General features: G+C 60.8%; 22 protein-coding genes. 13 read left to right on the forward strand and 9 right to left on the reverse strand.

All coding sequences use genetic code 11. From position 1 onward, the window contains the following. Positions 1–528, forward strand: a complete 528-nt coding sequence (locus tag HHL09_RS05810) for a hypothetical protein (protein WP_169453626.1) — start codon at positions 1–3, stop codon at positions 526–528. 3 nt (positions 529–531) lie between these two features. On the opposite strand, the gene HHL09_RS05815 is transcribed toward HHL09_RS05810, so the two are convergent. Then, on the reverse strand, positions 532–1326 hold the full coding sequence (locus HHL09_RS05815; protein ID WP_169453627.1) for a trypsin-like peptidase domain-containing protein: 795 nt from the start codon (positions 1324–1326) through the stop codon (positions 532–534). Positions 1327–1454: 128 nt separating this feature from the next. Here HHL09_RS05815 and HHL09_RS05820 point away from each other — a divergent pair, with 128 nt between their 5' ends. Beyond that, the gene (locus tag HHL09_RS05820; protein WP_169453628.1) at positions 1455–2195 is read left to right on the forward strand and encodes a hypothetical protein; all 741 of its coding nucleotides are present in this window, start codon (positions 1455–1457) and stop codon (positions 2193–2195) included. Between the two features lie 110 nt (positions 2196–2305). On the opposite strand, the gene HHL09_RS05825 is transcribed toward HHL09_RS05820, so the two are convergent. The 4 genes from HHL09_RS05825 to HHL09_RS05840 all read right to left on the reverse strand — a co-directional run bounded on the left by HHL09_RS05825 (position 2306) and on the right by HHL09_RS05840 (position 7343). Next, positions 2306–3106, reverse strand: coding sequence for a DNRLRE domain-containing protein (locus HHL09_RS05825; protein ID WP_169453629.1), 801 nt, complete (start codon positions 3104–3106; stop codon positions 2306–2308). 14 nt (positions 3107–3120) lie between these two features. Then, the gene (locus HHL09_RS05830; RefSeq protein ID WP_169453630.1) at positions 3121–5397 is read right to left on the reverse strand and encodes a TonB-dependent hemoglobin/transferrin/lactoferrin family receptor; all 2277 of its coding nucleotides are present in this window, start codon (positions 5395–5397) and stop codon (positions 3121–3123) included. Between the two features lie 221 nt (positions 5398–5618). Then, positions 5619–6542 (reverse strand): DUF6607 family protein, encoded by a 924-nt coding sequence (locus tag HHL09_RS05835; RefSeq protein ID WP_169453631.1) that lies wholly within the window; start codon positions 6540–6542, stop codon positions 5619–5621. A gap of 27 nt (positions 6543–6569) precedes the next feature. Then, a complete protein-coding gene (locus tag HHL09_RS05840; RefSeq protein ID WP_169453632.1) occupies positions 6570–7343 on the reverse strand; it encodes a PEP-CTERM sorting domain-containing protein in 774 nt (257 codons plus the stop codon). A gap of 219 nt (positions 7344–7562) precedes the next feature. Between HHL09_RS05840 and HHL09_RS05845 the strand changes: the two genes are divergently transcribed. The 4 genes from HHL09_RS05845 to HHL09_RS05860 all read left to right on the forward strand — a co-directional run bounded on the left by HHL09_RS05845 (position 7563) and on the right by HHL09_RS05860 (position 13015). Further along, positions 7563–8420 carry a helix-turn-helix transcriptional regulator gene (locus HHL09_RS05845; protein WP_169453633.1) on the forward strand — a complete coding sequence of 286 codons (858 nt, stop codon included), beginning with the start codon at positions 7563–7565 and terminating at the stop codon, positions 8418–8420. Positions 8421–8502: 82 nt separating this feature from the next. Further along, positions 8503–8697: a hypothetical protein gene (locus HHL09_RS05850; RefSeq protein WP_169453634.1), complete on the forward strand. Its 195-nt coding sequence runs from the start codon at positions 8503–8505 to the stop codon at positions 8695–8697. Positions 8698–8775: 78 nt separating this feature from the next. Next, entirely contained in the window at positions 8776–9162 is a 387-nt protein-coding gene (locus HHL09_RS05855) for a hypothetical protein (protein ID WP_169453635.1), read from the forward strand. Positions 9163–9304: 142 nt separating this feature from the next. Further along, positions 9305–13015, forward strand: a complete 3711-nt coding sequence (locus HHL09_RS05860) for a phosphoribosylformylglycinamidine synthase (RefSeq protein ID WP_169453636.1) — start codon at positions 9305–9307, stop codon at positions 13013–13015. A gap of 69 nt (positions 13016–13084) precedes the next feature. Here the strand turns inward: HHL09_RS05860 and bamJ are convergent, their stop codons facing one another. Continuing rightward, positions 13085–13594, reverse strand: a complete 510-nt coding sequence (gene bamJ, locus HHL09_RS05865; protein ID WP_169453637.1) for a BamJ family beta-barrel-assembly machinery protein — start codon at positions 13592–13594, stop codon at positions 13085–13087. A 93-nt stretch (positions 13595–13687) separates the two neighbouring features. Next, the gene (locus tag HHL09_RS05870; protein WP_169453638.1) at positions 13688–14038 is read right to left on the reverse strand and encodes a nucleotide pyrophosphohydrolase; all 351 of its coding nucleotides are present in this window, start codon (positions 14036–14038) and stop codon (positions 13688–13690) included. 196 nt (positions 14039–14234) lie between these two features. On the opposite strand from HHL09_RS05870, the gene HHL09_RS05875 reads away from it, so the two are divergent. Both HHL09_RS05875 and msrB read left to right on the forward strand, forming a co-directional pair. Next, positions 14235–14480, forward strand: a complete 246-nt coding sequence (locus tag HHL09_RS05875) for a hypothetical protein (RefSeq protein ID WP_169453639.1) — start codon at positions 14235–14237, stop codon at positions 14478–14480. A 63-nt stretch (positions 14481–14543) separates the two neighbouring features. Next, complete coding sequence (gene msrB, locus HHL09_RS05880) at positions 14544–15104, forward strand: peptide-methionine (R)-S-oxide reductase MsrB (protein ID WP_169453640.1); 561 nt, start codon at positions 14544–14546, stop codon at positions 15102–15104. A gap of 74 nt (positions 15105–15178) precedes the next feature. On the opposite strand, the gene HHL09_RS05885 is transcribed toward msrB, so the two are convergent. Continuing rightward, positions 15179–15511 (reverse strand): hypothetical protein, encoded by a 333-nt coding sequence (locus tag HHL09_RS05885; RefSeq protein WP_169453641.1) that lies wholly within the window; start codon positions 15509–15511, stop codon positions 15179–15181. A gap of 1527 nt (positions 15512–17038) precedes the next feature. On the opposite strand from HHL09_RS05885, the gene HHL09_RS05890 reads away from it, so the two are divergent. The 3 genes from HHL09_RS05890 to HHL09_RS05900 all read left to right on the forward strand — a co-directional run bounded on the left by HHL09_RS05890 (position 17039) and on the right by HHL09_RS05900 (position 22345). Next, positions 17039–17500, forward strand: a complete 462-nt coding sequence (locus HHL09_RS05890; protein WP_169453642.1) for a host attachment protein — start codon at positions 17039–17041, stop codon at positions 17498–17500. Between the two features lie 193 nt (positions 17501–17693). Next, complete coding sequence (locus HHL09_RS05895; RefSeq protein ID WP_169453643.1) at positions 17694–17954, forward strand: hypothetical protein; 261 nt, start codon at positions 17694–17696, stop codon at positions 17952–17954. A gap of 344 nt (positions 17955–18298) precedes the next feature. After that, positions 18299–22345, forward strand: coding sequence for a LamG-like jellyroll fold domain-containing protein (locus tag HHL09_RS05900; RefSeq protein ID WP_169453644.1), 4047 nt, complete (start codon positions 18299–18301; stop codon positions 22343–22345). A gap of 136 nt (positions 22346–22481) precedes the next feature. Here HHL09_RS05900 and HHL09_RS05905 read toward each other — a convergent pair whose 3' ends face one another. After that, positions 22482–22802 carry a hypothetical protein gene (locus tag HHL09_RS05905; protein ID WP_169453645.1) on the reverse strand — a complete coding sequence of 107 codons (321 nt, stop codon included), beginning with the start codon at positions 22800–22802 and terminating at the stop codon, positions 22482–22484. Between the two features lie 356 nt (positions 22803–23158). Here HHL09_RS05905 and HHL09_RS05910 point away from each other — a divergent pair, with 356 nt between their 5' ends. Both HHL09_RS05910 and HHL09_RS05915 read left to right on the forward strand, forming a co-directional pair. Next, complete coding sequence (locus tag HHL09_RS05910) at positions 23159–25354, forward strand: molybdopterin oxidoreductase family protein (RefSeq protein WP_240963740.1); 2196 nt, start codon at positions 23159–23161, stop codon at positions 25352–25354. A 37-nt stretch (positions 25355–25391) separates the two neighbouring features. Further along, entirely contained in the window at positions 25392–25892 is a 501-nt protein-coding gene (locus HHL09_RS05915) for an MOSC domain-containing protein (protein ID WP_169453647.1), read from the forward strand. Positions 25893–26552: the final 660 nt, after the last annotated feature.

A 26552-nucleotide genomic window follows, 5' to 3' on the forward strand; every position in this document is an offset into this window, starting at 1 on the left:
GTGAAGGCACACAGAATCATCCTTGCCGTTGCTCTGATCGCCTTCGTCTTGTTCATGGGCTGGCGGCTCTCGCAGCCCCGGGAAACCAGGACCGAAAAGCAGGCCATCCCCGGACCGGTCATCAGCCAACCGGAGCCGGAGATCCCGACCCCACCGACTGCTGCCGAGTCCTTGCTCGAAGGATACGGCGATGCTGCGACGCCTCCGATCGAAGACCTGCGGAAAGTCCACCGCGTGACGACCGGCTACTTCTCCTTGATCAAGGACCCGAGCCGCTTTCCCATCGGTGGCAACGCGGATCTGGCCGCGGCCTTGCGGGGAGAGAATGCCAATCGTGAAGTGTTTGTCAGAAGGGACCATGCCATCTTCACCGCGGACGGCCTTCTAAAGGACCGGTGGGGAAAGCCTTTGATCGTTCATCCCGAAGGATGGCGGCGACTCGAACTGCGCTCCGCCGGACCGGATGGCACCGCCTACAATGACGATGACGTGATACTGGATCCTTCTGGAGTTCAGACCTCGAAGTGAGGATCACTTTTTCTGCGCGGCAGTTGCCGCCTGTTCCAAGGTTTCGAGCACGTACCCGGCATGCAGGACGGTACCCATGCCGAGAGGGTGCCGGATCACCCGCTCTTCATACTCGCTGTGAATCTTGTCTTCATGATGATGCTGGGCGAGTACGATGCCTGCCACGAGAGGACGAGTTCCCTTTCCTTCGATGAAGACCGGCCCGCCGCTATCGCCGGCGAAGGTTGTGAAGTCCGCCAGAAAGGTGGGATGCGTCTTTACAGGCAGCAGCGGCGGGCTTGCGAAGATCCCCTGCCGTGCCACGGGAAAGCCCGCGCCATTTGCCTCGAAGCGCTGCGGGTAGGTGAGCACGAAGAGCGGGCTACAGATGTGAACGCCAGCCGTAGCGAGATCCTCTTCCTTCGCAAAGTCCGTGACGGAGATCGCGGGCACAGCCACTGGAAGGGCATCGCCCAAGCGCAGGACCGCGACGTCTTCCTTCGCGTGACGCACCCACAGCGGCTGATCCTTGTCGCGGATCTTGATCGTATGATCGTGCCGCTCATAGGAGCCATCCGGCTTCGGCTCGCGGAGGACCAGAATCGCATTTTCGCCTTTGGTTCGTTCCACCGTATGCGCGGTGGTCACGAGATAAAAGGCGGCATCCGGTTCCGCCCGCTTCACCAGAAAGCAGGTGGAGGTAGAGTCCGGATCGAAAAACTTGAAGGTGGCCTCCATCATGGTGGTGGCAAAATCCGCAGCCCGGGCCGGGAACAGCGCGGAAATGCTAAGGAAAAGGGAAAGGAGCAAATTCTTCATGGCTACGCTGTTCCGGATTATACGCGGATTGGCGCCTTGTTTTCCAATCCTTCGTGGAAGGCAATCCAGCGCCAAGCTTTCGCAAGCCCGCGGGAGCGAAGCATGCGGGAGAGAACTAGGGTGCTCCCATGTCCGGATTCCTTCATTCCCGGTCCTGCGACCTCGCCTATCGTCTCCACGGCTCCACGCCGCGCTTGCTGAACCAGCTTTGCCATCTGGGTGAAGGCACACTGATCATCCGCCAGCAGGGCCTAAGCCTAGCAAAGGATACCGGCTTCGGACTTTTCGTCGCCCGTGAGCCGGGCGGCTGGAATGTGCTGCGCGATGCCATCAGCGGCTTGGAGGTCGACCTCGGTCAGGCTCACCAAGTCCATGCGCTGGCCGATCCTGACGATGCGCATCCCGTTTTCTCCATCAATCCCCCGGGCAACGGGATCGAACTCTCCGTGCGTCTCGACCGGCATGACTGGAAATCACGGGTCGTGCGGGAAATAGTGGATGTATTCCAAGGTGTGCCAATCGACGCCCGGGACCGCCACTCACTGGGGGCTGGAGCTTGGCTGGATGAGTGGGAAAGTACCCCACCTCGAAACAGGAGCATTGATTGGAACGTCGCGGCAGCGCTCGATGGATGCCGCTGTCTGGAAGTGGAGGTGAAGACAGCGATGCACCGCGTGAAGGCGGCATTCCGACCGGCTTTCCTGGATAGCGAAGGGCCCGTGCTCAGGATCGCAGATGCGGGAAGAAAGCACGTGGTATTCGCCGACACGGCGGCGCCGGGATTCTGCTGGGCCAGCTTGGCACCGGGGCACCTGAGAATCCAGGTGGCGGCGGAAGAGCGGATTGAGGCAGCAGTAGCGGCGGCGTGAGGTGCCTTTGCCCGCCCACACAAGCTCACTGGTCAGCTGCTTTTCACGAGGCGGGAGCCAGAATCGTCCCTGCAAGCCTCAGCTCCCCGGGGAATTGGCGTGGGCCTCCTTCACGGCTTGTTCAAGCGGAAGAAGCGGCTCGCCGAGCTACCAGGCGTCTGGACCACGCGCCACACTCCATTCGTCTGCGTGGCGGTAGCGGCAGTGGCCGCCCACCCGCTGGTCGGTTGATCGGACTCTTGGAGGGTCCAGCCACTGCTTCCCGTCACCGGCCATTCGATAATGATCTGCCCCCCTTGATTGGTAATCGCCATTACCGGAGGAGCCGTCGCGGGAGGAATTCCGCGGGTAACGATCAATTGCGGTGAGTACGCCGCCACCTCACGCCCGACAAATTCGGCATTCATCCCGGGTTCCACATTTTCCGCATCCGGTCGCATCAACAGGCCGAAGTTGCTGGCAGGAGTTGTCACCCACTGGGCCACGAGCGAGGTGATATCGACTTCCACCCAAGCATTGGATTGCGTGACCGGCATCACTGCCACTTTCTCCAAGGGCTGCAGGTGACTCCACTTCAAGCCGGTTTCGGTCCACGTGGCACCCTGCCGATGAATGGCAATATCCCCCGCCCGGAAGCTGCCGCCGAATTCGGACCCCGGCAGCATCGAATAGATCTTGAGCTTTGCTGAGGCGATCTCATTGGCCGGCATACCTAGGGCAGCCAGGTTGAACTGGATCAGCGCATGATTGGAATGCTGCATCCCCACGGAGGCGTTCACGTTCAGCGTGATCGAGTTTCCCACCGTCATGTCCAGGTAGGAATAAACATCGCTGTCCTTGACCGGCGTCAGCGTGACGGTCTCCGCCGTCGCAACAGCGCAGAGGGCAAAGAAAAAGAGCGCCGCTTTCATAGGCATAAAATCTGTTAGAAGGTCTTGGTCACCGAGAGACTGAAGTTCCGTCCCGGCGCAGTGGAGCGATCGGTGGTGCCATCGCCACCCAAGTGGCCATTACCGCGGCGCACCGAACCCCACTGCCAGTATTTCTCATCCAGGATGTTGTTGAACCCGGCATGAATCGCCAGCGTTTCCGTGGGCTGCCACCACGCGGCGAGATCGAGCGTGAACCAAGCAGGCGGACGGAAGAAAGTGCTCTGGTTGGTCGTGTCGTCCACGCGCTCCACTTTCGCCACATAGGTGCCTGTCAGGCGCGCGCCGTACCGGCCATCCGGATCCTCGTAGCCCACGAAGCCCACGGTTTTCCATGGTTCGATGGTATTGAGCGGGACATCATCGGTGAGGTTGTTTCCGATCGTCTTGCCGGTTGCTGCACCGACCTGCCAGCCCTCGGCCTTGGCCCACGCGTGGCCAAGCTGATACATGCCGCCGAGTTCAAACCCGTAGATCTCCGCTTCTCCGCGGTTCACGGTGGTCACATACTCCTGGTTTAGATCATTGAACTGGTCGGTCCCCACCCCGTTCTCGATGAAATTGCGGTAATGCGTGTAGAAGACGGAAGCTTGGAAACGCCCCGCACTACCCTCGGTCTTCATCCCGAGTTCGAAAGCATCGCTCTCCTCCTCTTTCAGGCTGGGATTCGGCACAGTGACAGTTCCCTCCCCTCCTCCGGATGTCGGATGATCAAAGATCATGGAGAGCTCTTCCGCACTCGGATTCCTCACACCGTGGGCGTAGGTGCCATACCACTGGACATACTCGACCGGTTTCCACGCAAGGTTGAGGCGTGGCGAGAGCGAAAAGTTCTCGTAGTCGGACGGCGGTTCCTGGGCAAAAAGTGCCAGGTCATCCAAGCGATCCAAATAGGCCTGGTTCGGGTTCGGGTTGATCCCCTGCCAATCGAGGCGCAGGCCCGGCGTGATGAAGAATTGCCGGTGGATCTTGATCTCGTCCTGAAGGAAGAAACCCACACGCGTGGTATCGGTCGGCGCAAAGGCAGTGCGATTGGACTCGTCGGGAGAGCTCGAGTCGCGACGCGTGTACTTGTTCTCCGAGGTCTCCAGAGAAAAATCCACGCCCGCCATCGCGGAGTGAAGCACCTCCGCCTCGCTGCCAAAATCACGACGAGCCACCGACGAGAGCCCGACAATATCGGTATCGAAAGTGATGCGCTGCTGGCGGGTGCGCTCCGTTCCCGGGAAGGGGATACCGCCGATCACCAGGGGTTTCGAAGCCGAGTCGTTGTCGCTGCGGCTGCCCGCATGCTGCCAATAGAGATGCGTGTCGAGGTGATCGACCAAGCCCGCCTGCGGCGTGTAGATCCACTTCAGGCTGGCCCGCTGGCGTTCCAGGAACTGGTCATTGTAAACGTAGTCCGTGAAAACCGGGAAATCGGAAACCACTGCACTGCGGACATCCGTCGAGGCCTCGCGATCGAAGACTTCCAGGGCCAGCTTGAAGAGGTGATCGCCCATCGCGTGCTCCGCCTTCACCAAGGCCGAGTGCGAGGTGAAATCCATCGGATTCGGCGGCTCGACACCGTTATTCGCCGTCTCCTCGCCATGACGTCCTGCGTAGAGGAACATCACCGAGGTATTCCCTTTCTTCACCGCACCTCCCACCTGGCCGGCGATGCTTTCGTTCACGGAGAAGTACTGCGTGCGCAGTAGCGCACCATGGTCCTTGCCCTTCAAGATGCTCTCCGGTTCCGGAGTGCTGAAGGCCACCACACCGCCCAAGGCATCGCTGCCATAGAGCGCGCTGGCTCCGCCCTTCAAGACCTCCACGAGATCGAACATCGCGGGATCAAAGTAGTCGCGACCGATTCCCCCTGCGCCATCGCCGCTGCCCATGTCGAAGGAAGTCGACACATACTGTGGCGGCTGGCGGACACCATCGAGCTCGATGGCGATCCGGTTGCCCTCCGCACCGCGGATATTGATGCTGCCGTAGCCGGACTGGCCATAGGCGAAGGCCCCGTCACCGCTGCCGAAATCAAAGGGCAGCGTGACCGTGGGATCATATTTCGCGAATCCCGAGAGATCCTGGCTGCCGGTCCGCAGCAGCTCCTCCTGATCGGCGCGCAAGGTCGTGCCGCTGGCATCGATCCAGCGCTGCTCGGTGCGGGTTCCAACCACGACGATCTCATCGAGGTCTTGCACCACCGACCCCTCATCCCCGGCGACGGAGTCCTCCTCAGGTTCCGCCGCCGGAGCGGGGTGCAGCGCCATACCGATGGCGGCCATTACCGGAAAAGCCGGATGAAATCGCATGTGTCAAAGTGGGGCGCGCCTGCGCGCGCCCGCGGAAGGTGGGGGCGAATCAACGCCGTTCGAAGTTCGATGATCCGGGCTCCTCCGCGAGGAAGGGCATGATGGATCGATGGAAAGAAACTTGGGAACGGAGGGGGAAAAGCGTCGGGGGATCGCTGGCTACCATCCGGAGGCGATAGCCAGCGGGGAATGGCTTATTGCTGCTGAGCTGCTTCGACAACGTAGGGCTTCAGCGTCTCGCGGATCTTGTCGATGGCTGGAGCCTTGCCGTCTTCGGTGTCCTCCACGAGTTCGGCGACGACATCCATGAGACGTCCATCACCGGCCTTCGTGAGCACCTTCACGCTGCCGTCCTTAGGGTAGAATTCTTCCCAGACCTGGCGGACATCCTTCCAGAAGAGATTGGTCTTGTCCCAATAGGTGTTCGCCTTGGTGAAGTCGTGATCCTTCACACGCAGATAGGGATTGAAGCCAATCTCACGGACCAACGGGTAGTCCTTGCCATCGCGCTTCACCCACTTGGCATTGTCCTGCTCATGGAACCAACCTTCGGAGGTGATGGTGTGGCGGTTGGTCACGACCAGCAGGTCGTAGTCCTCCCGCTTCTCCTCGCGGCGCGGCTTCGGGCGATTGGCGAGTGCGGTCCACTCGCTGATCTCCGGGCCGTGCACCCACGCGGCGATGCCCTCGTAGCGCGGGGAATCATCCACCTGCGTGACGCGCTGGCTCCACTTCCCCTTCGCCTCTTCGGGCGAGAGCTTCTTGGTCGTCCAAGTGCGTTCGCCTTGGAACTCCAGGATCTCGGTATCCTCGTAGGTCCAGATCTGGGCCCAATGCTTCACTACGGCCGGGCCGGCCTGCAGGATGTGCTGGAGCACGATCTTCTTTCCGGAGTCTTCGACGACCTTTACGGTCTCGAAGGCTTCTTCCTTATAGGCCTTCTCCTCGGGCTTGTAGCCTTCGTGAAGCGAGACGGTTTCCTGGAAATGGAAGCCGACCTTGAAGTCGCCTGCCATCGATAGGATCGCCTTACGATCCTTCTCAAAGGATTCGTCGGAAGCGAAAGTCGAGCCGGCCAGGAGGATGCCAGCAGCGAACAGGGTGAAGGTGGATTTCATAGTCTTTCCGGTAGCTCGTTGATAGGCTTAGCGGCGGCGGCGGGCGATGAGGCCCAGACCGGCGAAGGCGGAAAGCAGGAGCGCGGAAGGTTCCGGCACCACGGCGAAATCCGGAGCATAGCCCGAGTTCGAGAACAGCGTGTCCACGTGAAGCTCGGTCACCGAGAGGACGCCGAGCGCAGCGCTGTTCGAGACGCCGACGATATCCACCGTGTAGCTGGCTGCATTACCGGGGATCTCCCACTTCGCCCACCACTGGCCTTCCACATCGGCATTCGTGCCGAGGACATACTCGGGCAGGATGCCATTGATCGCGCCGAAGCCGAAGGCATCGAGACCGGAGGTTCCGCCGAAGCCAGCACCATTGAGACCCAGTCCCTGGATGATGATGGTGGTGTAGCCCGAAGAACCCACAACACCGGCGGTCGGGATATGGAGTTGCAGGCCAGCCGCATTGATACCTGCGACGCTCGAGTAGATGTTGTTCGTGGACGAGACGACGTCATTGGTGCCGGACTGCGTCAGGAACGATGTCCCTGCCAGCGCCCCCGGATTGATCGAGGGTGTCCCGTTGACGATATCCGGAATCGTGGGTTCCGGCGGGGTGCTGTCGGCATTGCCATCCCAAGTTCCGGCGGACCAGCCGAAGTAGGTGGTACTGGATTCTCCGCGGAAGGATGGTGTGAAGACGGTGCCGGAATCCGTCATGATGAAGGCGGCGGACACAGAGGACGAGGCAAGAATAGCCGCGAGAGCAGGCAGGAGGAACAGCGGGCGGCAGGTACGACGAGGCGATTTCATGAGATTCGAGGGGCAGTCGGCAGAGGCGCTGCCGATGGATCCATGTTTCTCCTGCTCCTCTTCCCGGGCTCCCGACGGCTTGCTTTTCCCTAGCGGAAATTTGCGATGAAGCAGTTGTTTGGATAATTGACCGCTATCTGGAGGCAAGGGAGCGCCACTCGGAAATGTTCTTCTTGCGACTCAATCGCAATTAGAGCCGAATGGCGCTCCACCCCACCGATGTCCGCCACCCTGAATGCCACGATCCTCCACGAGGGAGCGGGTATCGTCGTGACGGGAATCGACGTGGAACTCTCTCAGGCTGTGGATTGGAGCTCCTTCCTAAGATCCACCGCAGGACACTTGGTTCTGAATCTGGATGGTCACGCAGTGGTGCTCGGAAAGCATATCCGTCTCGGTATTGTTCCGGGCACGGCATCCTTGTTGAGACCGGGAGAAGGTGAAATGATCCACGCAAGTCGCTTGCCGGGAGGCGGTAGACATCGCTTCGTCGTCCTCTCTGCTTCGGCCGGCTGGCTGGCGGCGAACTTCGGCGATTCCGCGGGAGCCCTCCACCCGGCGCTGCGTGATGCCACCGCCGCCAGCACCGGCCACATGGGCCAACTCCGCTCGATGACATTGGCCGAAAGGGACTTGTGTGAGTCCCTGCTCCAGCCCCCGGTCGCACGCACGCTGCGCGCCGCTTGGTTCCGGGGAAAAAGTTTGGAGTGCTTCAGCCTCTTCGGCGCTGCCCCGAAGGGCGGAAAGACAGGCAACGACCCGCTAAGACAGCGGATCGACGCGGCCACCCTTTGGTTGCGGGAACATTTCCGGGAAGATCTGGATCTCCATGCCGTGGCGAAGCACGTGGGCTGCGCACCGCACTATCTCAGCCGGCTCTTCAAGCAACACAGCGGAAAGACCTTGAGCCAGAAGCTGCGGGAAATCCGGATCGACCACGCGGCATCGCTGCTCCGGGACGGCGGAAGCAATGTCACCGAGGCAGCCTTCGAAGTGGGCTACAACAGCCTGAGCCACTTCACAAAGGCCTTCGTAGCGGAGAAAGGGACGCGTCCCTCCGACTGGCGGGCGGGCTGAAAGCAAGCAATCGCCAGACTTTGAACCTTGCGACTGGGCACGATCCGGGCTAACGGAATCATGGACCTTTTCCTTTACTGCCATGAAAACGAAGAAAGCTACCCGGGCCTGTGCCGCTTGCGCGTTCTGGAACAAGCTCGAGGAAGATCACGGCGAATGCCGCCGCCACGCGCCGCAGACGGTCGCCTTCGAGGTAGACGATGAAGTGAAGTTCGAGTCGATGTTTCCGGTGACCGCCGGGGAAGATTGGTGTGGCGATTTCGAGAAAGCCGACTGATGCCCAAAGGGTGCCGGTCCTCTAACGGTTGGGAAATTTTAATTGCGACCCAGTCTCAATTGAGGTTTCTTCCGCCGCGTGCAGCCCACCCTTGAGGAAATCGACAGCCTTCTCCTCCCGCTTGCCCCTGTCTTGGCCAAGGAAGCAGATGCCATTCTGGATCTGCGTGAACTCCTGATGAGCAAGGGACACCCCGGCAAGTGCGTGCGCTGCTTTTTCCAGCTCTTCACAGCCGCAGGAAAGGACGTCCTGCCGCGTCTGGCCCCGCTGAAGGCGTGGATGGAGGCAAATCTCGAGATCTCCGTGAATGCCGACGGGCGTCCGCTCGAGACGCTGCCGGTGAAGCTGCGCCAAGGGGAGGATCTGGAATCCTTTTGCCTTCGCTCGATCAAGCAGGTGCGTTTCGACCGCGGCTACGTGGCAAAGCGGGTGAATATGGCCTTCCGCTACAAGGTGGCGGCTTAAGCTAGGGGACAGGCGCCACCGCTCGGTTTTAGAGCCGTCACGGGCTCCCAAATTTCCAGTGGGTACCTTTTTGAGTCACCCGGCTTGCCCTCACGGGGGTGGTGGCTAGCATCCAGCGCCTCCGCAGCTCCCTAAGCCGCTCATGAACCGTATTTTCGTTGAGAAGAAGTCCGAATTCAACGCCGAGGCCCGCCACCTCCTGCATGATCTCCGCGAGTCGCTCGACCTAGAATCGCTCGCAGGTATCCGGATCGTCCAGCGCTATGATATCGACGGGCTTTCCGAGTCGGAGTTCGAGCAGGCAGTCCGCCTGATCCTCTCCGAGCCACAGGTGGATCTGACGACGAAGGAGCTGTCGCTGGGCGACAACGAGCAGGCCTTCGCCGTGGAATACCTGCCCGGCCAATTCGACCAGCGCGCCGATTCCGCTGCACAATGCGTGCAGATCCTCACCGGAAAGGAGCGCCCGCTGGTGGCCTCCGCCAAGGTGATCATCGTAAGCGGCAACATTTCCAGTGGCGATCTCACTCGGATCAAGGGCTACGTCATCAACGCGGTGGACTCCCACGAGGCCCGCATGACCCTGCCGGAAACCCTGCAACCGGTCGTCAACGCACCGGCCGACGTCGCGGAACTCAGCAGCTTCACCTCGAAGTCCACGGAAGAGCTCGCAGCGCTGCGCAAGCAACTCGGCCTTGCGATGTCCGATGCCGATATCGCTTTCTGCCAAGCTTACTTCCGCGACGAAGAAAAGCGCGTCCCGACCATCACGGAGATCCGGATGCTGGACACCTACTGGTCCGACCACTGCCGCCATACGACCTTCCTCACGAAGATCGAGGAAGCGACCTTCGGCGATGGCGCGGAGCCGGTGAAGAAGGCATGGGAAACCTATCTCGCCACGCGCAAGGATCTCGGTCGCGATGACAAGCCGGTGACGCTGATGGACATCGCGCTCATCGGCATGCGCGAGCTCAAGAAGTCCGGCGAACTGGATAACCTGGAAGTCTCCGAGGAGGTCAATGCAGCCTCCATCGTCGTCCCGGTGAGCATCGACAACGGCCCCGATGAAGAGTGGCTCGTGATGTTCAAGAACGAGACGCACAACCACCCCACCGAGATCGAGCCTTTTGGCGGTGCCGCGACCTGTCTCGGCGGCTGCATCCGCGATCCACTTTCCGGCCGCTCCTACGTCTATCAGGCGATGCGCGTGACGGGCGCGGGCAATCCTCTCACTCCCTTCGCGGAAACGCTGCCGGGCAAGCTTCCGCAGAAGAAGATCTGCCAGATCGCGGCTCACGGTTACTCCTCCTATGGCAACCAGATCGGTCTCGCGACGGGCCAAGTCTCGGAGGTCTATCACCCCGGCTATGTGGCGAAGCGCCTTGAGATCGGGGCCGTGGTGGCAGCAGCTCCACGCTCACAGGTTTTCCGAGGCACGCCGGCAGCGGGTGATGTGATCCTCCTGATCGGTGGACGCACCGGACGCGATGGCGTGGGCGGTGCCACGGGGTCGTCCAAGGAGCACACGGATACAGCTCTGGAAAACTCCGCCGAGGTTCAGAAGGGCGATGCCCCGACCGAGCGGAAGATCCAGCGGCTTTTCCGCAATCCGGAACTCACCAAGAAGATTAAGATCTGCAACGACTTCGGTGCTGGCGGCGTTTCGGTGGCGATCGGCGAGATCGCTCCGTCGCTCGAGATCGATCTCGATGCAGTGCCGAAGAAGTACGAGGGCTTGGATGGCACGGAGCTGGCAATTTCGGAATCCCAGGAGCGCATGGCCGTGTGCATCGATCCTGCGGATGCGGCCTACTTCATCGCCGAATCCGACAAGGAGAATTTGGAGTGCGTGCACGTGGCCACGGTGACCGATAGCGGCCGCCTGCGCATGAAGTGGCGCGGTAAGACGATCGTCGATCTCAGCCGCGCCTTCCTCGACACGAATGGAGTCCAGCAACTGGCGAAAGTCCACGTGAAGTCTCCGGAAGGCATCTTCCAGTCTGCCTTCAACAACCCTCAATCCGCCACCAAGCTGCTGGCCGATTTGAATCACTGCTCTCAGAAGGGTCTGGGCGAACGCTTCGACTCCTCCGTGGGTGCTGGCACGGTATTGTGGCCCTTCGGTGGCAGGCATCAACTCACGCAACCGGATGCGATGGTGGCGAAGCTCCCGCTTCTGCAGGGCAACACCGATAGCTGCACCTACATGAGCTGGGGCTTCAATCCCTACCTCTCTTCGTGGAGCCCCTTCCACGGCGCCGTCTACGCGGTCACCGAATCCGTCTGCAAGGCGGTCGCTGCTGGAGCACGGCTTTCCGATATCCGCCTGACCTTGCAGGAATATTTCCCGAAGCTCGGCACCGATGCTTCCCGCTGGGGCCTGCCCTTCGCGGCATTGCTCGGCGCCTTCCACGCTCAGCACGGCCTGCGCCTCGCAGCAATCGGCGGCAAGGATTCGATGTCCGGTTCCTTCAACGATCTCGATGTGCCGCCGACGCTGGTGTCCTTCGCTCTCGCACCGGGCAAGGCCAGCCTCGCGATCTCGCCCGAGTTCAAGAAGGCGGGCAGCACGCTCTCGCTGGTGAAAATCTCGCGCGATGACGACCAGCTTCCGAATTACGAAGAGCTTAGGCAGGTGGCGGAAACACTCCACCAGCTGAATGTCGAAGGGAAGATCCTCTCGATGAAGGCTCTGGGATCCGGCGGCCTCATGCATGGCGTGGCCACCAGCAGCTTTGGCAACCGCATCGGTGCCACCATCACCGCCGACCTCGGTGCCTATGCCGAGCGCTATTTCCATTTCCTCGTCGAGCACGATGCGGAGCTTCCCGAGTCCCTGGTCGCTCGCGTGATCGGCGAAACGGTGGCCGAGCCGGCAATCACCTTCCCGGACGAAAGCCACGGCATCGAAGAACTGCAAGCCGCCTGGCTTGGCACGCTGGAGCCGATCTATCCGACCAAGGAAGACTCGAGCGTCGCAAGCACTCCACACCTTTCGCTCGCGGCCTCTTTCTCCGCAACGTCTCACCGCGGTGCTGCGACCAAGCATGCGAAGCCGAAGGTGCTCATCCCGGCTTTCCCTGGAACAAACAGCGAATACGATTCCGCCAAGGCCTTCAATGAAGCCGGTGCCCTTTCCGAGATCCAGGTCTTCCGGAACCTGACACCACGGCATCTGGAAGAGTCACTCGACGCCTTCGCCGCGAAGATCCGCGAATCACAGATCCTGATGTTCCCCGGTGGCTTCAGCGCTGGTGACGAGCCGGACGGTTCGGCAAAGTTCATCGCAACGGTGATCCGCAATCCGAAGGTGGCGGATGCCATCATGGATCTGATCAAGAACCGCGACGGTCTGATCCTCGGCATCTGCAATGGCTTCCAAGCGCTGATCAAGACCGGCCTGGTTCCCTACGGCGAGATCCGCGATCCGCATGCCGATGCGCCGACGCTCACCTTCAATGACATTGGCCGCCACGTCTCGTGCTACGTCACGACGCGCATCGCCAGCACCATGTCACCCTGGATGGCGGGCATGGAAGTAGGCGATCTGCATAGCGTGCCGGTATCGCACGGCGAGGGCAAGTTCCTCGCCAGCCCTGCGGTCATTGCAGAACTCGCTGCGAAGGGTCAGATCGCGACGCAATACGTCGATACCGATGGCGTCTTCTCCATGGAGATTGATACCAACCCGAACGGTTCGCTCTTCGCCATCGAAGGCATCACCAGCCCCTGCGGCAAGGTCTTCGGCAAGATGGCGCACACCGAGCGCAGCGGCACCTTGGTCGGCAAGAACATCCCCGGCGAGAAGCGCCAGCCGATCTTCGCGGCCGGCGTGAAGTGGTTCGCGTAAGCGGCCCAAAAAGAAACCCGGTGGCTGGCAAGAGTCGCCAACCACCGGGCTGGGAAAGAATCAGTCAGATCAGTTCACCTTGATGAGCTCCACCTCGAAGACCAGCGTGCTGTTCGGCGGGATCGCGGGGCTGGGGCTCTGGGCGCCGTAGGCGAGGTTCGCAGGGATCTCGAACTTGAATTTGTCGCCTTCCTTCATGAGCTGCAGGCCTTCGGTCCAGCCGGGGATGACCCCGTTCAAGGGGAAGCTGATCGGCTTGCCGCGCTTCAGCGAGCTGTCGAATACCGTCCCATTCAGGAGGGTGCCTTCGTAGTGCACGGTCACCTCATCGGTAGCCTTCGGCGAGACGCTGCCTGCACCGCGCTTCAACACCCAATACTTCAGGCCACTTGCGGTGGTGGTTGCCTCCCCGGACGCCGCAGGCGCGTCAGCCGGAGCCGTTTCGCCAGCGGCAGGAGCGGACGATTTTTCCTCGGTTTTGGCTGCAGGGGTTCCAGCAGCGCTCTTCTCTTCCGCTTGCTTGCAAGCAGCAATGGAAAGGGCGCCAAGGGCGAGCAGGGAGAATGAAGTGATCTTCATGGTCGTGTGTTCAATCGGGTCTGACAGTAGGATTTCCGAGCTTTTCACGGCCCGGTCAAGCAGGCGGCGGGATGCTCCGCCCCTTTCACGGATCTAAAGCTCGTTATATTTCAGATTATTCCCCCGTGCCTTGTCGGCAGGGTAGCGCTGCTCGTTCCGCGCGATCTTCGCTTCCATCACTTCACCGAGATTCATCCCCAGCAAATCCGCCATCTCAAATAGCAGGATCCCGACGTCGGCGATCTCGGAAGCGATCTCTTCCCTCTTCTCCTCCGCCCGGCGTTGCACCTGATCCGGCTGCTGCCAGACGAAATGTTGGAGAAGTTCCCCGGCTTCGGCAGCGATGGCCACGGCCATGTCCTTCGGGTTGTGATACTGCTGCCACTCCCGGGCCGCGACAAAGCTGCGGATCCGGGCGGTAAGGTCAGATATGGAGTCGGACATGGCGAGGGACGAACGAGAAAGATCGTCGGAAGCATCCCCCCGCTTGTCGAACCGAAAGCTTTCCCATGGGGACCACCACGGGAAATGGCGCAGAAATACGGTACGCATAGGATTTCCACGCAGCTTCATGAAAACCGCATGCCGTGAAAAAATTTCGTCACCTTGCACGGGAGCTGCGTAGCGTACATGTTGAACTATGAGTGAAATTACACCTAGCGCGTGGGACGACCCCTTGAAGTGCCATGTTGGCGACTGGGTCCCCGCGTCTGCCCCCTCGGTTTCCGGATGGAACAAGGCGAAGGGGATTTATTGGTATCTGGTAGGCGGCTTCGTGAAGCGGCGCATGCAGGGAGCAGGTCCGGTCAATCCGGCGACCCCGTGGGGATTTGAGCTCCGCAGGATTCCAGCGACAGGCGGAGAGGCGTGGGTGCGTAGTTCCTGAGCGGATGGGCTGGAATTTCCCGGCCCCTTGCATCCTCTCCCGATCATGCGTAGATCTCCATCAATGAAAGCCGCCTTGGTGCTCGCGACTGCTGCCATGCTTTGTGCCTGCACTGCGGAGGAAAAGGACAAGCAAGCCATGGAAACCGCATCTACCCCGCCTCCGCAGCCCGCCGGCAAGGTCGAGAAAACCGACGACGAGTGGAAAAAGACTCTCACGCCGGAACAATACCGCATCCTGCGGCAGGCCGGTACCGAGCGTCCCAACGGCGAAGTTTACAAGGAGTTCAATAAGCAAGGTGCCGGCACCTACTACTGTGCTGGCTGCGGGGCCGAACTCTTCACCTCGAAGGAGAAGTTCGACAGCCATTGTGGGTGGCCCTCCTTTTACGACCCATCAAAGGCGAAGAATGTCACGACCAAGGACGACTTTTCCGGGGGCATGGTCCGGACCGAGGTGAACTGTGCCAAGTGCGGCGGCCATCTGGGCCACGTCTTCAAGGGCGAGGGTTTCCAGACCCCGACTGATCAGCGCTATTGCATCAATGGCGTGGCCCTGAAGTTCGTTCCTGCCGCTCCAGAGGAGGCGAAAAAGGAAGAGCCTGCGAAGGACGGAAAGAAATAGTACCGTCGCGCAGGCTCTAACAGAAGGACAGCTTGTCAGCCGCACTTTGGTGCGGCGATCACCGCCGGGATGGGTCAGATCGAAGCCTTGAGCTTGTCGAACTGGGCTTGGAGAGACGCGATTTCCTTCTCCTTGGCCACGATGGCTGCGTGGATCGCCGCGAGCTTGGCAAGCTTGCCACCGGTGCCATTGGACGATCCCGAATAATCACCCAGCGGAGTCGAGGGACGCTTGCGCATCCATGAAGTGATGGTGAGGGCAGACACGCCGAATTTCTGGACGGCAGCAGTCTGGCCACCCCTGCCCTTCTGGGCATTTACGTCTTCCACATATTTCAGGATCTTCTCCCGCTCCGGGAGCGTGTAGCGACGCGCACGCGCCGCTGTTGCCTTCTTACGACTTGCCATGGGCTTCAGCCTAACACGTCTATCACACCGCGAAAGTGAGTTTTTTCACAACTCGATCCTAGGCAATATATCACTGATTATCAAAGAACAGCAATCATCCCAAGGCAACATGCCAAATGTCTCAGCGCGGAAAAATCACATGAAGTAATGAAAAATGGAGCGAAACCCTCATTTCATATGTGGGAAAAGAGCGATTAAAAACTCGGAATCGACCGTCGTCCGGCTGCGGAAATCCCCCTCTTTTGGGGGGCACGACAACACTCTCATAAGCGAGATCACGCCAACCAAGCGCTCCCGTGACAACAACTGTCGCAGGAGGATCACCCCGCCAAGCCACTCCGCTGAGAGAGAGCCTAGAAACGGGAAGCAGGGGCGATCAAGCATCTGCCGAAAGCTTCAGAGTCACCCGCATGCTGACGCACCGCGACTGACGGTCTGGGCGGCCCCCACCGCCCAGCCGTCTTTCGCCGTGACATCCAGCATAGTGCTGGCCCCGATGAGAATTGGTACCGGATCCTTGATTGGACCCCTTTTCCCCGACAACCAAGGTGGCCTCCCGGCGCTGTTCCTGTTGTCGGAGCAGGCGTTCGCAACAGCCGTTCAGTCCCGCTTTCGCGAGCCCCGGGGTGCCGAGGCGCGCAAGCCGGAATACCTTCGCAAGCCTGGTTGGCCGGAGCAGACCAGTATGCCGTGGGCCCTCCATCAATGACCGGCTGCGCAGCGACCTTAGTCGTGCTGGCGACGGCGAGAAAGAGGGCGGCAAGGAGGCTCGTGGAGCGAAAAATTGCCGTGCGTTCATGGGGGGACGAAAACCCGCGAGACAGACGCCCCCTCCTGAATGCGCTTCGCCCTTCATTCACTGACGGCTTCAGTGAACAAATTCCGAGCCAGGCCAAGGGAGGGACCGGCAGTTTCCCAAGTTGAATGGGTTTAAAGGGACCGTTTACTAGACGTCCCCATCTTTAGCAAGGAATCTGTAGTACAACCCGTCAAAATTCAGGCGGAGCCGCGAGACCAAGGGGGAAAAACGTCCCTCTGAATTCCCCTGCAAGACTGGGGAGGGGCGCAGGCGCGGGGACGGACCGGAGTGATGGACCTGACATCGGAGAGGACCATCCCTCACGCCTGCGAGTGCCGCGCCAAGGTCCTTTGGACAGAACTTCGCCGGCGTTAAGAGCAGGCCCACCAACGAAAGACGGCAGGACCTACGATGGAGACGATGACTTGCTTCACCTCCCGGCTCCATTACGTGATCACGCAGGAGAACCTAACATAACTCGAAGATGCGAAATGCACTACGAGAGATTCAGCACCGGCTGACCGGAATTTCGGCGGAGTGAACAATACCTGGTGACGAGGAGCAGGATCACTCTCCTGCAACCCCTTCATTCCCAGAAGCCGATGAAGCGGCTGGAAAATTCTTCTCATTTCCACGCGCGTGATTGGCCCCTTTGTGAGAGGTTACGAGGTGCGTGCCCGGATCGGCCGGGTACGCGTTTTGTGAAATTCAGTCCCACAGAATCACTCATGAAATCATTGATCGTTATCGCAAACCTCGGCCAAGTCCGCGTTCTCAAGCTTCGCCCCGCTGGCGACGATCCACTCCAACAGGAGCATCTTTTTGAGATCACCTCCGGGAACGGGAAGGAACCGCCGAAAGCGATCCACGAAGTGGTGACCGATCAATCCGGGCGCTTCGGCGAAGGCAATGCCGCCGGCATGCGCACCGGGATGTCGAATGGCGAGCACCTCAAACTGGAAGCCGAACTCCAGCGGACCGCGATGTTGAAAATCGCCAGCCAGATCGGTGAAGCGGTGGAAGCCGAAGGCTCCCCCTCCTGGATGCTTGTGGCACCGTCCACCATCATCTCCGGACTCAAGAAATCACTTTCCTCCAAGGCGCAGAAAACCCTAGGGGAGACTTATGCCGCAGACCTGACACGCACTCCGCTACGCGAACTTGAAGGGCGCTTCTTGGCGCGACGATGAGGTGCCAGTCGCCGTTTTTCTCCGGTGGCCCATGCTAATTTTCGAGGCAGTGGCCGCCGGACATCCGGGAAGAGGCTAGGACCAGCGGACTCCGCGCGATTTGTTGAAAAAGATGAAACCCGGCACCGGTCACGGGCGGATCATCTTTTGAACAACGTCGCCCGCGGCAGGAAACCGCTCCTCTTTCCCGTCGATGAGTCCTTGGATCCAGCAACTCCTGTTTACCGTCGTGCCCGCACTGACGGTCGATGTTCTATTGCGCGAAGCGATCGAGGGGATTTTTTTCCGGTCGATCACTGCTGCGGTCCTCGCGGGGGCCGTCTGCACCGCGATGTCACTGCTCATGGGTCACGCCGATCCCTATCTTTCCCGCGGAGTGCCGGTGTCATTTGCGACCGGTTTCATCGTCGCGATCTTGGCCGGATGGGCAGGGAAGCTGAGAGAGTCACCGTGAAACGGGCGCACCTCTCGGCGGCTCATTTGAGTTTGCCTTTGGAGCCTGATCTCCATTTCGAGGCCGATTGTCGGCTTCAACTTCAATCTTTACAAACCTGAGTACTTTACTCAGTTCTATTCCACGGACGGCATGGACCGCCCGTACGTCTCCGACTCCGGCATGGGGAGGTAGGCAATAACCGTCGAGCCGACAACGGCACCGGTTTCGAGACCCGATCATTCCCGCATGGCTGTAAGTCGCCTCTCTCGAGGGCGCGCTTCCGGAGCATCGGCAAAGGCCACCCACCCTCTCTCAAGAGGGCGGCACGACCTTTAAATCATACAAAACAATATACTATAACCATGAAGCCCTTCGCTTCTCACTCTCGCGGCCCGGTCTCTTGGACCTTGCCCTTCCTTCTGCTGCCCTTCGTCGTCATCTCCCCGGGCGAAGGTCGGATCCTGCCCTCTTTGGGTGCAGGCACAGCCTTGTACGACAGCGACCTCAAGGGCCTCGTCAACGACAACGGGTCGGCAGGGAGCGAATCCGGGCTTACCGCCCTGACTGATACGGAGCACGTCAATGGCTTCACCTTCAATATCACCTTCACCCCTACCGCGGCCGATCTCACGGGCACGGTTCTCTTGATCGAGCTCGGCGGCACGTCCAACGGTGCCGGCCTATTCCTCGTGAACGGGGTCCCCACGGTAATCTCCAAGCAAAACGGAACTGCCGCCGGTTCACCCGATTCGCTCGCGGACAGCACCTTGCCGGCTATCGCCGTGCAAAGCCCGATCGGAGCACTCACGGCCGGCACCACCTATTCCTTCTCCGCCTCATGGAATCACATCCGCAGTCTCGAACTGATCGTGGAGCCGGAGAACGGGACCGCGGTGACCACACTTTTCACGCTGATCGGCACGCCGAACAATTGGTCTGGGAACGATACCCTCTCGGTCGGCACCATTCCCTCGACTACCGGTTCACGCGGAGCCCTCTCCAGCGGTAGCATCGCCCCCTTCGGCGTGAACGTCCTCACGAGTTTCAGCGGGACCATCCAACGCGCGCTTTTCTGGAACGAGTACTCGATCGAATCCCTCGAACCGGTGGCACCGGAGATCGCAGGCTTCTCCAGCACTTGGCTGGCAGGCAGCAACAAGGTCCGCCTGCACTGGAATCTCGTTAATACCGGCGTGCCGATCGCGACTGAACTCGTCTTCACCACCGGTGCCACCGAACTTCACCGGACCACGACGGAATCCGGTTTCGTGGATGTCCCGGCGGACCGGAATGGCACCTTTCATCTGGCCGCTACCAACATCGTGGGAACGGCCAACGCTGACTCCACGGTCGCGCCCGACACCGCCTATGGCACCCGCGTCCGGCAATCGGCCCCGATCGCATGGCTGCGCCTGACAGAACCGGGCGGCAGCGGGCTCTATGCGGATTCTGCGGACAATGCCGCCCCCCACGATGCCATCACCCGCGGTGTCGGAAACAGCGCGGCCAGCGGCTTCGTCGATGGCGGCGTGACCCTGGACGGCGCCACCGCACTGGTGAGCGACCTCATCATCGATCCCTCCACCACGGAAACCGGTTACACCATCGAGACCGTGGTGCTCCGCCATCCCGGCAATTCCGCAGCGACGCCCGCGATCGTTTCCCAGGCAGACGGTGCCGACGGTGTTGGCCGCGTACAACTCACCGTCACCGAAGATGGAACCATCTTCAGCCAACTCGGTGCCGGGGTTCGCCGCGAGGCCGATGCCAAGCTCCCGGCCAATGCATGGGCGCATCTCGCCTTGGTAGTCGATGCCTTCAATGCCGAATTGCGCTGGTACTTGGATGGCCAATACATCGGCACCACCGCCGACGGACAGAACCCGGATGGAACAACCTTCGATCCCGTGGTACTTCTCGAAAAAGCGATCGGCAGTTGGAACTTCGGCGCGGGTAAGGCAGCCAATGGCAACTTCTGGAAGGGAGCCTTCGATGAGATCGCTGTCTACGACTACCTCCTCGACGACCCCGATGCCAATGGCAACCGCACCGACTCCCTGATCGCCTCACATCGCGATGCATGGTGGAACGAAACCTCGGGCATCATTCACTTCGGCGCCGTCAAACCGATCATCGCGGGCGGAACCTCGACCGAACTGGTGGTAAAGACCGGCCCCGAGATCACTTCGATCACCATCGATCACGGCTTGGGAACCTTCACGCCCGTCAATGGGTCCGTAACCGTGCCCATCACACCGGCCACCAACACCACTTATCAGGTGAGTGCCACTGGACCGGGTGGCACTACGACCGCCAATGCGTCGGTAAAGGTAAGCGATAACACCTTGCTCATCTCACCGCTCAATCCTGGCACTGCTCTCTACGATAGTGACGTGCGTGGTCTGGCAAACGATGGCGAAACCGCGGGCGGCCAATCCGGTATCCCGGTGCTCGATGATACCCATCATGTCCGCGGCTTCACCTTCAATGTCGTCTTTACCCCCTCCGCGGCAGACCTCACCGGCACCGTGCTGCTCTCCGAAATTGGCGGCACTTCGAATGGCGTGTCGCTCGTGTTGTTGGACGGAGTTCCCACCTTGATCTCGAAGCAAACCTCTAGCGGTGCCGCCCTCCCGAGCTCCACCAATGACACCTCGCTGCCGATCATCGCGGTTCAAAGTCCGGTGGGTATCGTGAACGCCGGAACTTCTTACTCCTTTGCTGCCACCTGGAATCATCTAGGCACCTTGGAACTCGCAGTAAGACCACAGGGCGGCGCCGTCACCGCGACCCCGATCCGCATTTCCGGAACTCCCGGTAACTGGTCCGGGAACGACACGATTTCTGTCGCCACTCCAGCGCCCAGTTCCCACGGAGGATTCTCCACCGCCACCGGCTCGCCTTTCAGCGTCGCCAGCCTGCGTGCCTTCACCGGTGATCTGCAGCGTGCGGTTTTCTGGAATAGCTACTCCTTCATCTCCCAGCCGACCGCTCCTTCGGTGGAAGGCTTCGAAGCCACCCGCCTGCCGGGCACCGGCCAAGTGCGGCTCCACTGGCGCGTCTCGGAAGGCCAGATCCCCGTCCCGGTGGATGTGGTAATTTCGAGTGGCGGCAACCAACTGCATCAGACGAGCGACATCACCGGCTTCGTGGATGTCACCGCCGATGAAAGCGCCACGTTCAGTATCGCTGCGACAAGCGGCGCCGGGAACGCCACCGGGTCCACAGCCTTGCCGACGGAGAACGCCTTCTCCACCGAGATCCGCGCTTCGCAACCGGTGGCATGGTACCGCTTCAATGGCCCTACGGGTTCCAAGCTGGTGGCAGACTCAGCCATCAATGCCCAGCCGCACGACGGATCCTTCGCCGCCGGCGTGGCACTTGGCACCACGGGAACCGTGGACGGTGCCGCGACCTTCGATGGCAGCGGCGGTATCCTCACCGACTTCACCTACAACCCTGCCACCAGCGATCCCGGCTTCACCATCGAGACCCTCGTGCGTCGCCGCATCCCTGTCGGCGGCGGTAACGATACCCGCGCGATCATCGGCCAGCAGGACTTGAACGGCACCGGGCGGAATCTCCTCGCCGCCACGGATCAAGGCCGGGCCTTCAGCTTCCTCGCGGGAAAGAACACCTACGCGGCGCAATCGCTCTACCGCGATGGATGGGCGCACCTTGTCCTGGTGGTGGATGCGCTCCATCAGGAGCTGCGCTGGTATATCGATGGCCAGCCCGCAGGATCGGGAGTCGATCCTTCCCTACTGATCGAAACCACCGATGGAAAATGGGTCATCGGCAGCCATAAGGGTCTCGCACAGAACTTCTGGCTCGGAGACATCGATGAAGTCGCGGTCTACGACTACCTGCTCGATGACCCGAATGGCGATAGCAACCTGGCAGATTCCCGCGTGGCGACGCACCGCGGTGCCTGGTGGAATGGGACCAGCGGCCTGATCCACGCCGGCAGTTCCAGCGAGCGCGTCACAGCCGGGACTGAAGTGCAGCTCGTCGTCCGCGTAGGCCCGGATGTAACCTCTGTCACGATCGACGGGCTCGGCACCGTGGTCCCGGTCAATGGCATCGCGACCTTTACGGTGACGCCCGGCACGACCACGACCTACGCGGTGACGATCACCAGCAACTCCGGGACATCCACCGGAAGCATCACGGTCACCGTCGATCCGGCGGCTGCGCTCCAGATCTCCTCGGCCACACGGGATGGCAGCGACCTCGTGCTCAGCTTCAAGGGCAGCCCGAATACCACGTACCAACTCCTTGGTTCCTCCAGCCTCCTCACCTTCGATCAAGACCTCGGCCCCGTATCCACCGGTGCGGATGGTTCGGGCAGTGCTCGCATCCCGATCACCGCCGGATCCCGTTTCTTCAGGATCCAGGACATCCCCTGATGCCACTATTCGGCCCCGGAGGAGCGAAATCCTCTGGGGCCTTTCGGGAAGCCGCCGCAGCCTCCCTTCTCAAGCCTCGGCACCGCATCGCGCGGGGCCGGGGCATTTGATTTTCCAGCTACCCCTTCGACAACGCCTAGTCAGGAAGGATCCCGCTATTCGGATCTTCTTTAGCCGCGTCGTAGCCCTTCGAATAGGAGAAGATGTCCTTGTGGAGGTACTCGACGAACAGCTCCTTCTCGCCCGCTTTCAGGCGATTCCAGATCGCCACGTTGAGAGCGCGGGCCACTTTCATCATCATCTTGAGGGTGAGCTTCCGACCGTTTCGCGCCCTCTGAACCTGCTTGTGCGTAAGTTGCTCCAGTGACGCATCCACGAGGTCATGGTTCTCCAGATGCCACCGGTCCATCACCGCAATCAAGGGCTGCGGCCCGAATTCTCTTTCGTCGTCGCTCATCGTGCTGAAGCTTCGTTGGTCAGGGACCGGCCGAAATCAAGCATTCCCTTGCTCGGAATCGCATGTGGCTCATTGCCAAGAACCCCGCATGGCTCACGGAGCGGGCTCAAGCATCTCTTGATCGCTCCTACGGCGAGTGTCCGGCCATGCCCGAAAATCGGACCGGAGACCGCATAAAGACCCACCAAATATCACTATAAATAAATATCTTACGAGCCACCATCAGGCAAGATGAGCCCCTTTCATGTGGTGGATGATTTCGCCGCCGGGGGCATCTGGGTGCTTGCCGAAAAGCGCGCACGCGAGCTGCTTTTCCGAAGAAAGTGCCCCAGCTCCCGTCCATTGTTACCAAACTCTTGAAACAGCACAGCGGTCCGCTGACGGCGGATCTGGTGCTGGAGCCCGGCCAATTCGGTCTCGGCAAGGTGCCAAAGCGCCTGAAACCGGCCTTCACGACCACCTCGATCTGCGGCTACTGCGCCACCGGCTGCCAACTGAAGCTGCATCTCGACGAGGAGGGTCGCGCGATCAATCTAAGCCCCCAAGCTGGCTACCCCGTGAATCTGGGCATGGCCTGCCCGAAGGGCTGGCAGGCGCTCGATCCGCTCGACTCGGCGGATCGGGCGACCGTGCCCTTGCTCCGCGATCCCGACGGAAAGATGGTGCCGGTGAGCTGGGCGGAAGCGCTCGAAACCTTCACCACCCGCATGAAGGCCATCAAGGAACAGCACGGGCGGGATGCCGTGGCCTTCCTCTCGACCGGACAGATCCCCTTTGAGGAGATGTCCCTCCTCGGCTGCCTCTTCAAATTCGGCATGGGCTTCCTCCACGGTGATGCGAATACGCGCCAGTGCATGGCCACCGCGGTGACCGCCTACAAGCAGTCCTTCGGCTTCGATGCACCGCCCTACACCTATGCCGATTTCGAAGAGAGCGACGTCTTGGTCTTCATCGGATCCAATCTCTGCATCGCCCACCCCATCCTCTGGCAGCGCGTCATGAGGAATAAGCGGAACCCGAAGATCATCGTGATCGATCCGCGGGCGACCGAGACCGCACAAGCAGCCACCCAGCACATCGCCTTGAAGCCGAAGGGCGACTTGGCCCTGCTCTACGCCTTGGCCCACTGCATCATCCGGGATGGACGGACCGATGCGGAATCCATCGCGCGGACCGAGGGATTCGAAGAACTGGCCGCTTTCCTGCAGGACTACTCCCCCGCCGCAGTCGCGGAAAGAACCGGTATGAGCGTCGAGGAAATCGAAGCTCTCGCCCACACCGTTTCCGAGCCGGGCAAGCGGGTCTCCTGGTGGTGGACCATGGGCGTGAACCAGTCCTACGAGGGCGTGCGCACCGCTCAGGCGATGATCAATCTGGCACTTATCACCGGAAACATCGGCAAGCCCGGCACCGGCGCAAACTCGATCACCGGCCAGTGCAACGCGATGGGCTCGCGGCTGTTTTCCAATACCACATCCCTCACCGGCGGCCACGAGTTCGCCTATGCGGAGCACCGCGAAAAGGTGGCCGCAGGACTGGGCATCCCGGTGGAGAGCATCCCTTCCGAAGCCTCGATGGCTTACGACCAGATCCTGGCCGCAGCCGAGGAAGGCAAGATCAAGGGACTGTGGATCATCGCCACGAATCCCTTCCACTCATGGATCGATAGCGGCCGCCTCGAAGCGCTCCGGGAGAAGCTGGAATTCCTGGTGGTGCAGGACATGTACCACTCCACTGAGAGCGCCCGCGCCGCGGATCTCGTCCTGCCAGCCGCAGGCTGGGGCGAGAAAGACGGCTGCTTCATCAATTCCGAACGGCGGATCGGCACGCTCAAGAAAGTGCGCCAAGCCCCCGGCATCGCTCTTTCCGACTTCCGCATCCTGCGGCTGATCGCGAATGCATGGGGCTGCGGCGAGATGTTCGCGAAGTGGACCGATCCGGAGGCTGCTTTCCGCTTGCTGCGGGACCTGACGAAGGACCGCCCCTGCGACATCACCGGCATCGAGGGATACGAGATGATCGACCGCATGGGCGGGATCCAGTGGCCCTTCCCCGCAGATCGCGGCGAGGACCGCCCTGCCCCCGGAGAAGAGCGCCGCCTCTTTTCGGACGGAATCTACTATACTCCTAGTGGCAAGGCGAAGCTTCTCTTCTCCCCTCCGGCCGAGCTTCCAGAAGACACGGATTCCGCCTACCCCTACCTCCTGCTGACCGGCCGGGGCACCAGCAGCCAGTGGCACACCCAGAGCCGCACCGGGAAGTCCGATATCCTGCGGAAGCTCTACCCTCAGGAAGCCTACATCGAGGTCAATCCAGCGGACGCTGCCCGCCTCGGCCTGAAGGAACACGATCCCGTGCAGGTGAGCTCCCGCCGCGGGGAAATGCAGGCCTTCGTTTACCTCGCGCCTACGGTGAAACCGGGGCAGCTTTTCTTGCCAATGCACTACCCGGAGGTCAACCGCCTCACCCATCCGTCTTTCGATCCGCACTCGCGCCAGCCGAACTACAAGGCCTGCGCGGTAGCATTGAAGAAAGTGCGCCCCCATGGTTGAATTCGCCCCGGCCCATCCGAAATTTCACAAGCCCACCATGAAGGTCGTCGTCCACGAGCTCTTCACTTCGCCCGGCCACAATTACTTCGGCCATCACGGGCAGGAGCCGGGCGAGCATGCCTTTGTGGAGCACGATTCAGTCGAACTGGTCGCCGGAAAAGGAATCCCCGGAGATCGCTTCTTCGGCTGGAAGGAGGACTACAAGGGCCAGGTCACCTTCATCGACCTCAGCACCATCGACGTGGTGCGTGAGCACGCCCAAAATCCCGATCTGGAGTCCTCGGCCTTCCGCCGGAATGTCGTCATCTCCGGGGTGGATCTGAACAAGCTGGTCGGAAAAGTTTTCCGCCTAGGTGACACCTTGCTGGAGGGCACCCAGAAGTGCGCCCCCTGCTACTGGATGGATGAAGCCTGCGGGAAAAAGGGCACCGAGAAAGTAATGTTCAACCGCGGCGGCCTCCGCTGCCGGATTCTCGAAAGCGGAGTGCTCCGGAAGGGTGGAACGGAGTTGGAAGAAATGAGCGTGGCGGAGAAGTAGCGCGAGATTTCCTGCGGGTGAAGGCATCCCGCCCAGAAAGGGGACCCGGTCTCTACGCTTTCCTGCGACCCGCTTTCCCACCGGGCTCAGGCCGCCCGACGGCGATACCACCCCGATCTTTCAGCGGAACGACATGTGTTAGAGTTTTTATTTTCCCTACTTGGGACAATTATCTTCTGGCCATCAGGGGCAAAATCGGACAGTCTTCTCCTCGTAAGGGATAGTTGCACAGCCCCCAAAAGGGCCCCCGGACACTGGAACGGTTCCCCCCTCTAGTGTCCGGGGACTTTTGTTTTAAGGCCTTTGCGTCCTGAGCCTCCCTCTCGCTGGGAGCGACTTATCCCCCGGCGGCCTCGATCATCTGCCCTCACGCGATCGCGTAATGGCAATTGGGGCAAAATCGGCCATCATCGTCGGCGTAAGGGATAGTTGCACAGCCCCCTAGCAAGGGACAACGGCCCCCGAACACTGGAACGGTTCCCCCCTCTAGTGTTCGGGGACCTACCCTCCTCAAGGCGGCCCCCCGCTGTGCACCACCTCCCTCCCCGGCCCCTCGGTCGGGAAAGAATTCCCTGCCTCTCTGTAAGGGTTCGAAGAGAACAACCTCCCGTTCTTTGAAGCAGTTCTCTTACGCCGAGTCGCGATTCGCCCAAAATCGGC

Origin of the sequence: Luteolibacter luteus (assembly GCF_012913485.1) — a bacterium.
GTDB lineage: Bacteria > Verrucomicrobiota > Verrucomicrobiia > Verrucomicrobiales > Akkermansiaceae > Haloferula > Haloferula lutea.

Coding starts and splice junctions, on each gene's coding strand:
- HHL09_RS05895 (WP_169453643.1), top strand. CDS start 17,694: ATGAGTCCTTGGATCCAGCAACTCCTGTTTACCGTCGTGCCCGCACTG.
- HHL09_RS05900 (WP_169453644.1), top strand. CDS start 18,299: ATGAAGCCCTTCGCTTCTCACTCTCGCGGCCCGGTCTCTTGGACCTTG.
- HHL09_RS05835 (WP_169453631.1), bottom strand. CDS start 6,542: ATGAAATCCACCTTCACCCTGTTCGCTGCTGGCATCCTCCTGGCCGGC.
- HHL09_RS05890 (WP_169453642.1), top strand. CDS start 17,039: ATGAAATCATTGATCGTTATCGCAAACCTCGGCCAAGTCCGCGTTCTC.
- HHL09_RS05905 (WP_169453645.1), bottom strand. CDS start 22,802: ATGAGCGACGACGAAAGAGAATTCGGGCCGCAGCCCTTGATTGCGGTG.
- HHL09_RS05820 (WP_169453628.1), top strand. CDS start 1,455: ATGTCCGGATTCCTTCATTCCCGGTCCTGCGACCTCGCCTATCGTCTC.
- HHL09_RS05885 (WP_169453641.1), bottom strand. CDS start 15,511: ATGGCAAGTCGTAAGAAGGCAACAGCGGCGCGTGCGCGTCGCTACACG.
- HHL09_RS05870 (WP_169453638.1), bottom strand. CDS start 14,038: ATGTCCGACTCCATATCTGACCTTACCGCCCGGATCCGCAGCTTTGTC.
- HHL09_RS05915 (WP_169453647.1), top strand. CDS start 25,392: ATGAAGGTCGTCGTCCACGAGCTCTTCACTTCGCCCGGCCACAATTAC.
- HHL09_RS05860 (WP_169453636.1), top strand. CDS start 9,305: ATGAACCGTATTTTCGTTGAGAAGAAGTCCGAATTCAACGCCGAGGCC.
- HHL09_RS05815 (WP_169453627.1), bottom strand. CDS start 1,326: ATGAAGAATTTGCTCCTTTCCCTTTTCCTTAGCATTTCCGCGCTGTTC.
- msrB (WP_169453640.1), top strand. CDS start 14,544: ATGAAAGCCGCCTTGGTGCTCGCGACTGCTGCCATGCTTTGTGCCTGC.
- HHL09_RS05850 (WP_169453634.1), top strand. CDS start 8,503: ATGAAAACGAAGAAAGCTACCCGGGCCTGTGCCGCTTGCGCGTTCTGG.
- HHL09_RS05825 (WP_169453629.1), bottom strand. CDS start 3,106: ATGAAAGCGGCGCTCTTTTTCTTTGCCCTCTGCGCTGTTGCGACGGCG.
- HHL09_RS05845 (WP_169453633.1), top strand. CDS start 7,563: ATGTCCGCCACCCTGAATGCCACGATCCTCCACGAGGGAGCGGGTATC.
- HHL09_RS05830 (WP_169453630.1), bottom strand. CDS start 5,397: ATGGCCGCCATCGGTATGGCGCTGCACCCCGCTCCGGCGGCGGAACCT.
- HHL09_RS05875 (WP_169453639.1), top strand. CDS start 14,235: ATGAGTGAAATTACACCTAGCGCGTGGGACGACCCCTTGAAGTGCCAT.
- HHL09_RS05840 (WP_169453632.1), bottom strand. CDS start 7,343: ATGAAATCGCCTCGTCGTACCTGCCGCCCGCTGTTCCTCCTGCCTGCT.
- bamJ (WP_169453637.1), bottom strand. CDS start 13,594: ATGAAGATCACTTCATTCTCCCTGCTCGCCCTTGGCGCCCTTTCCATT.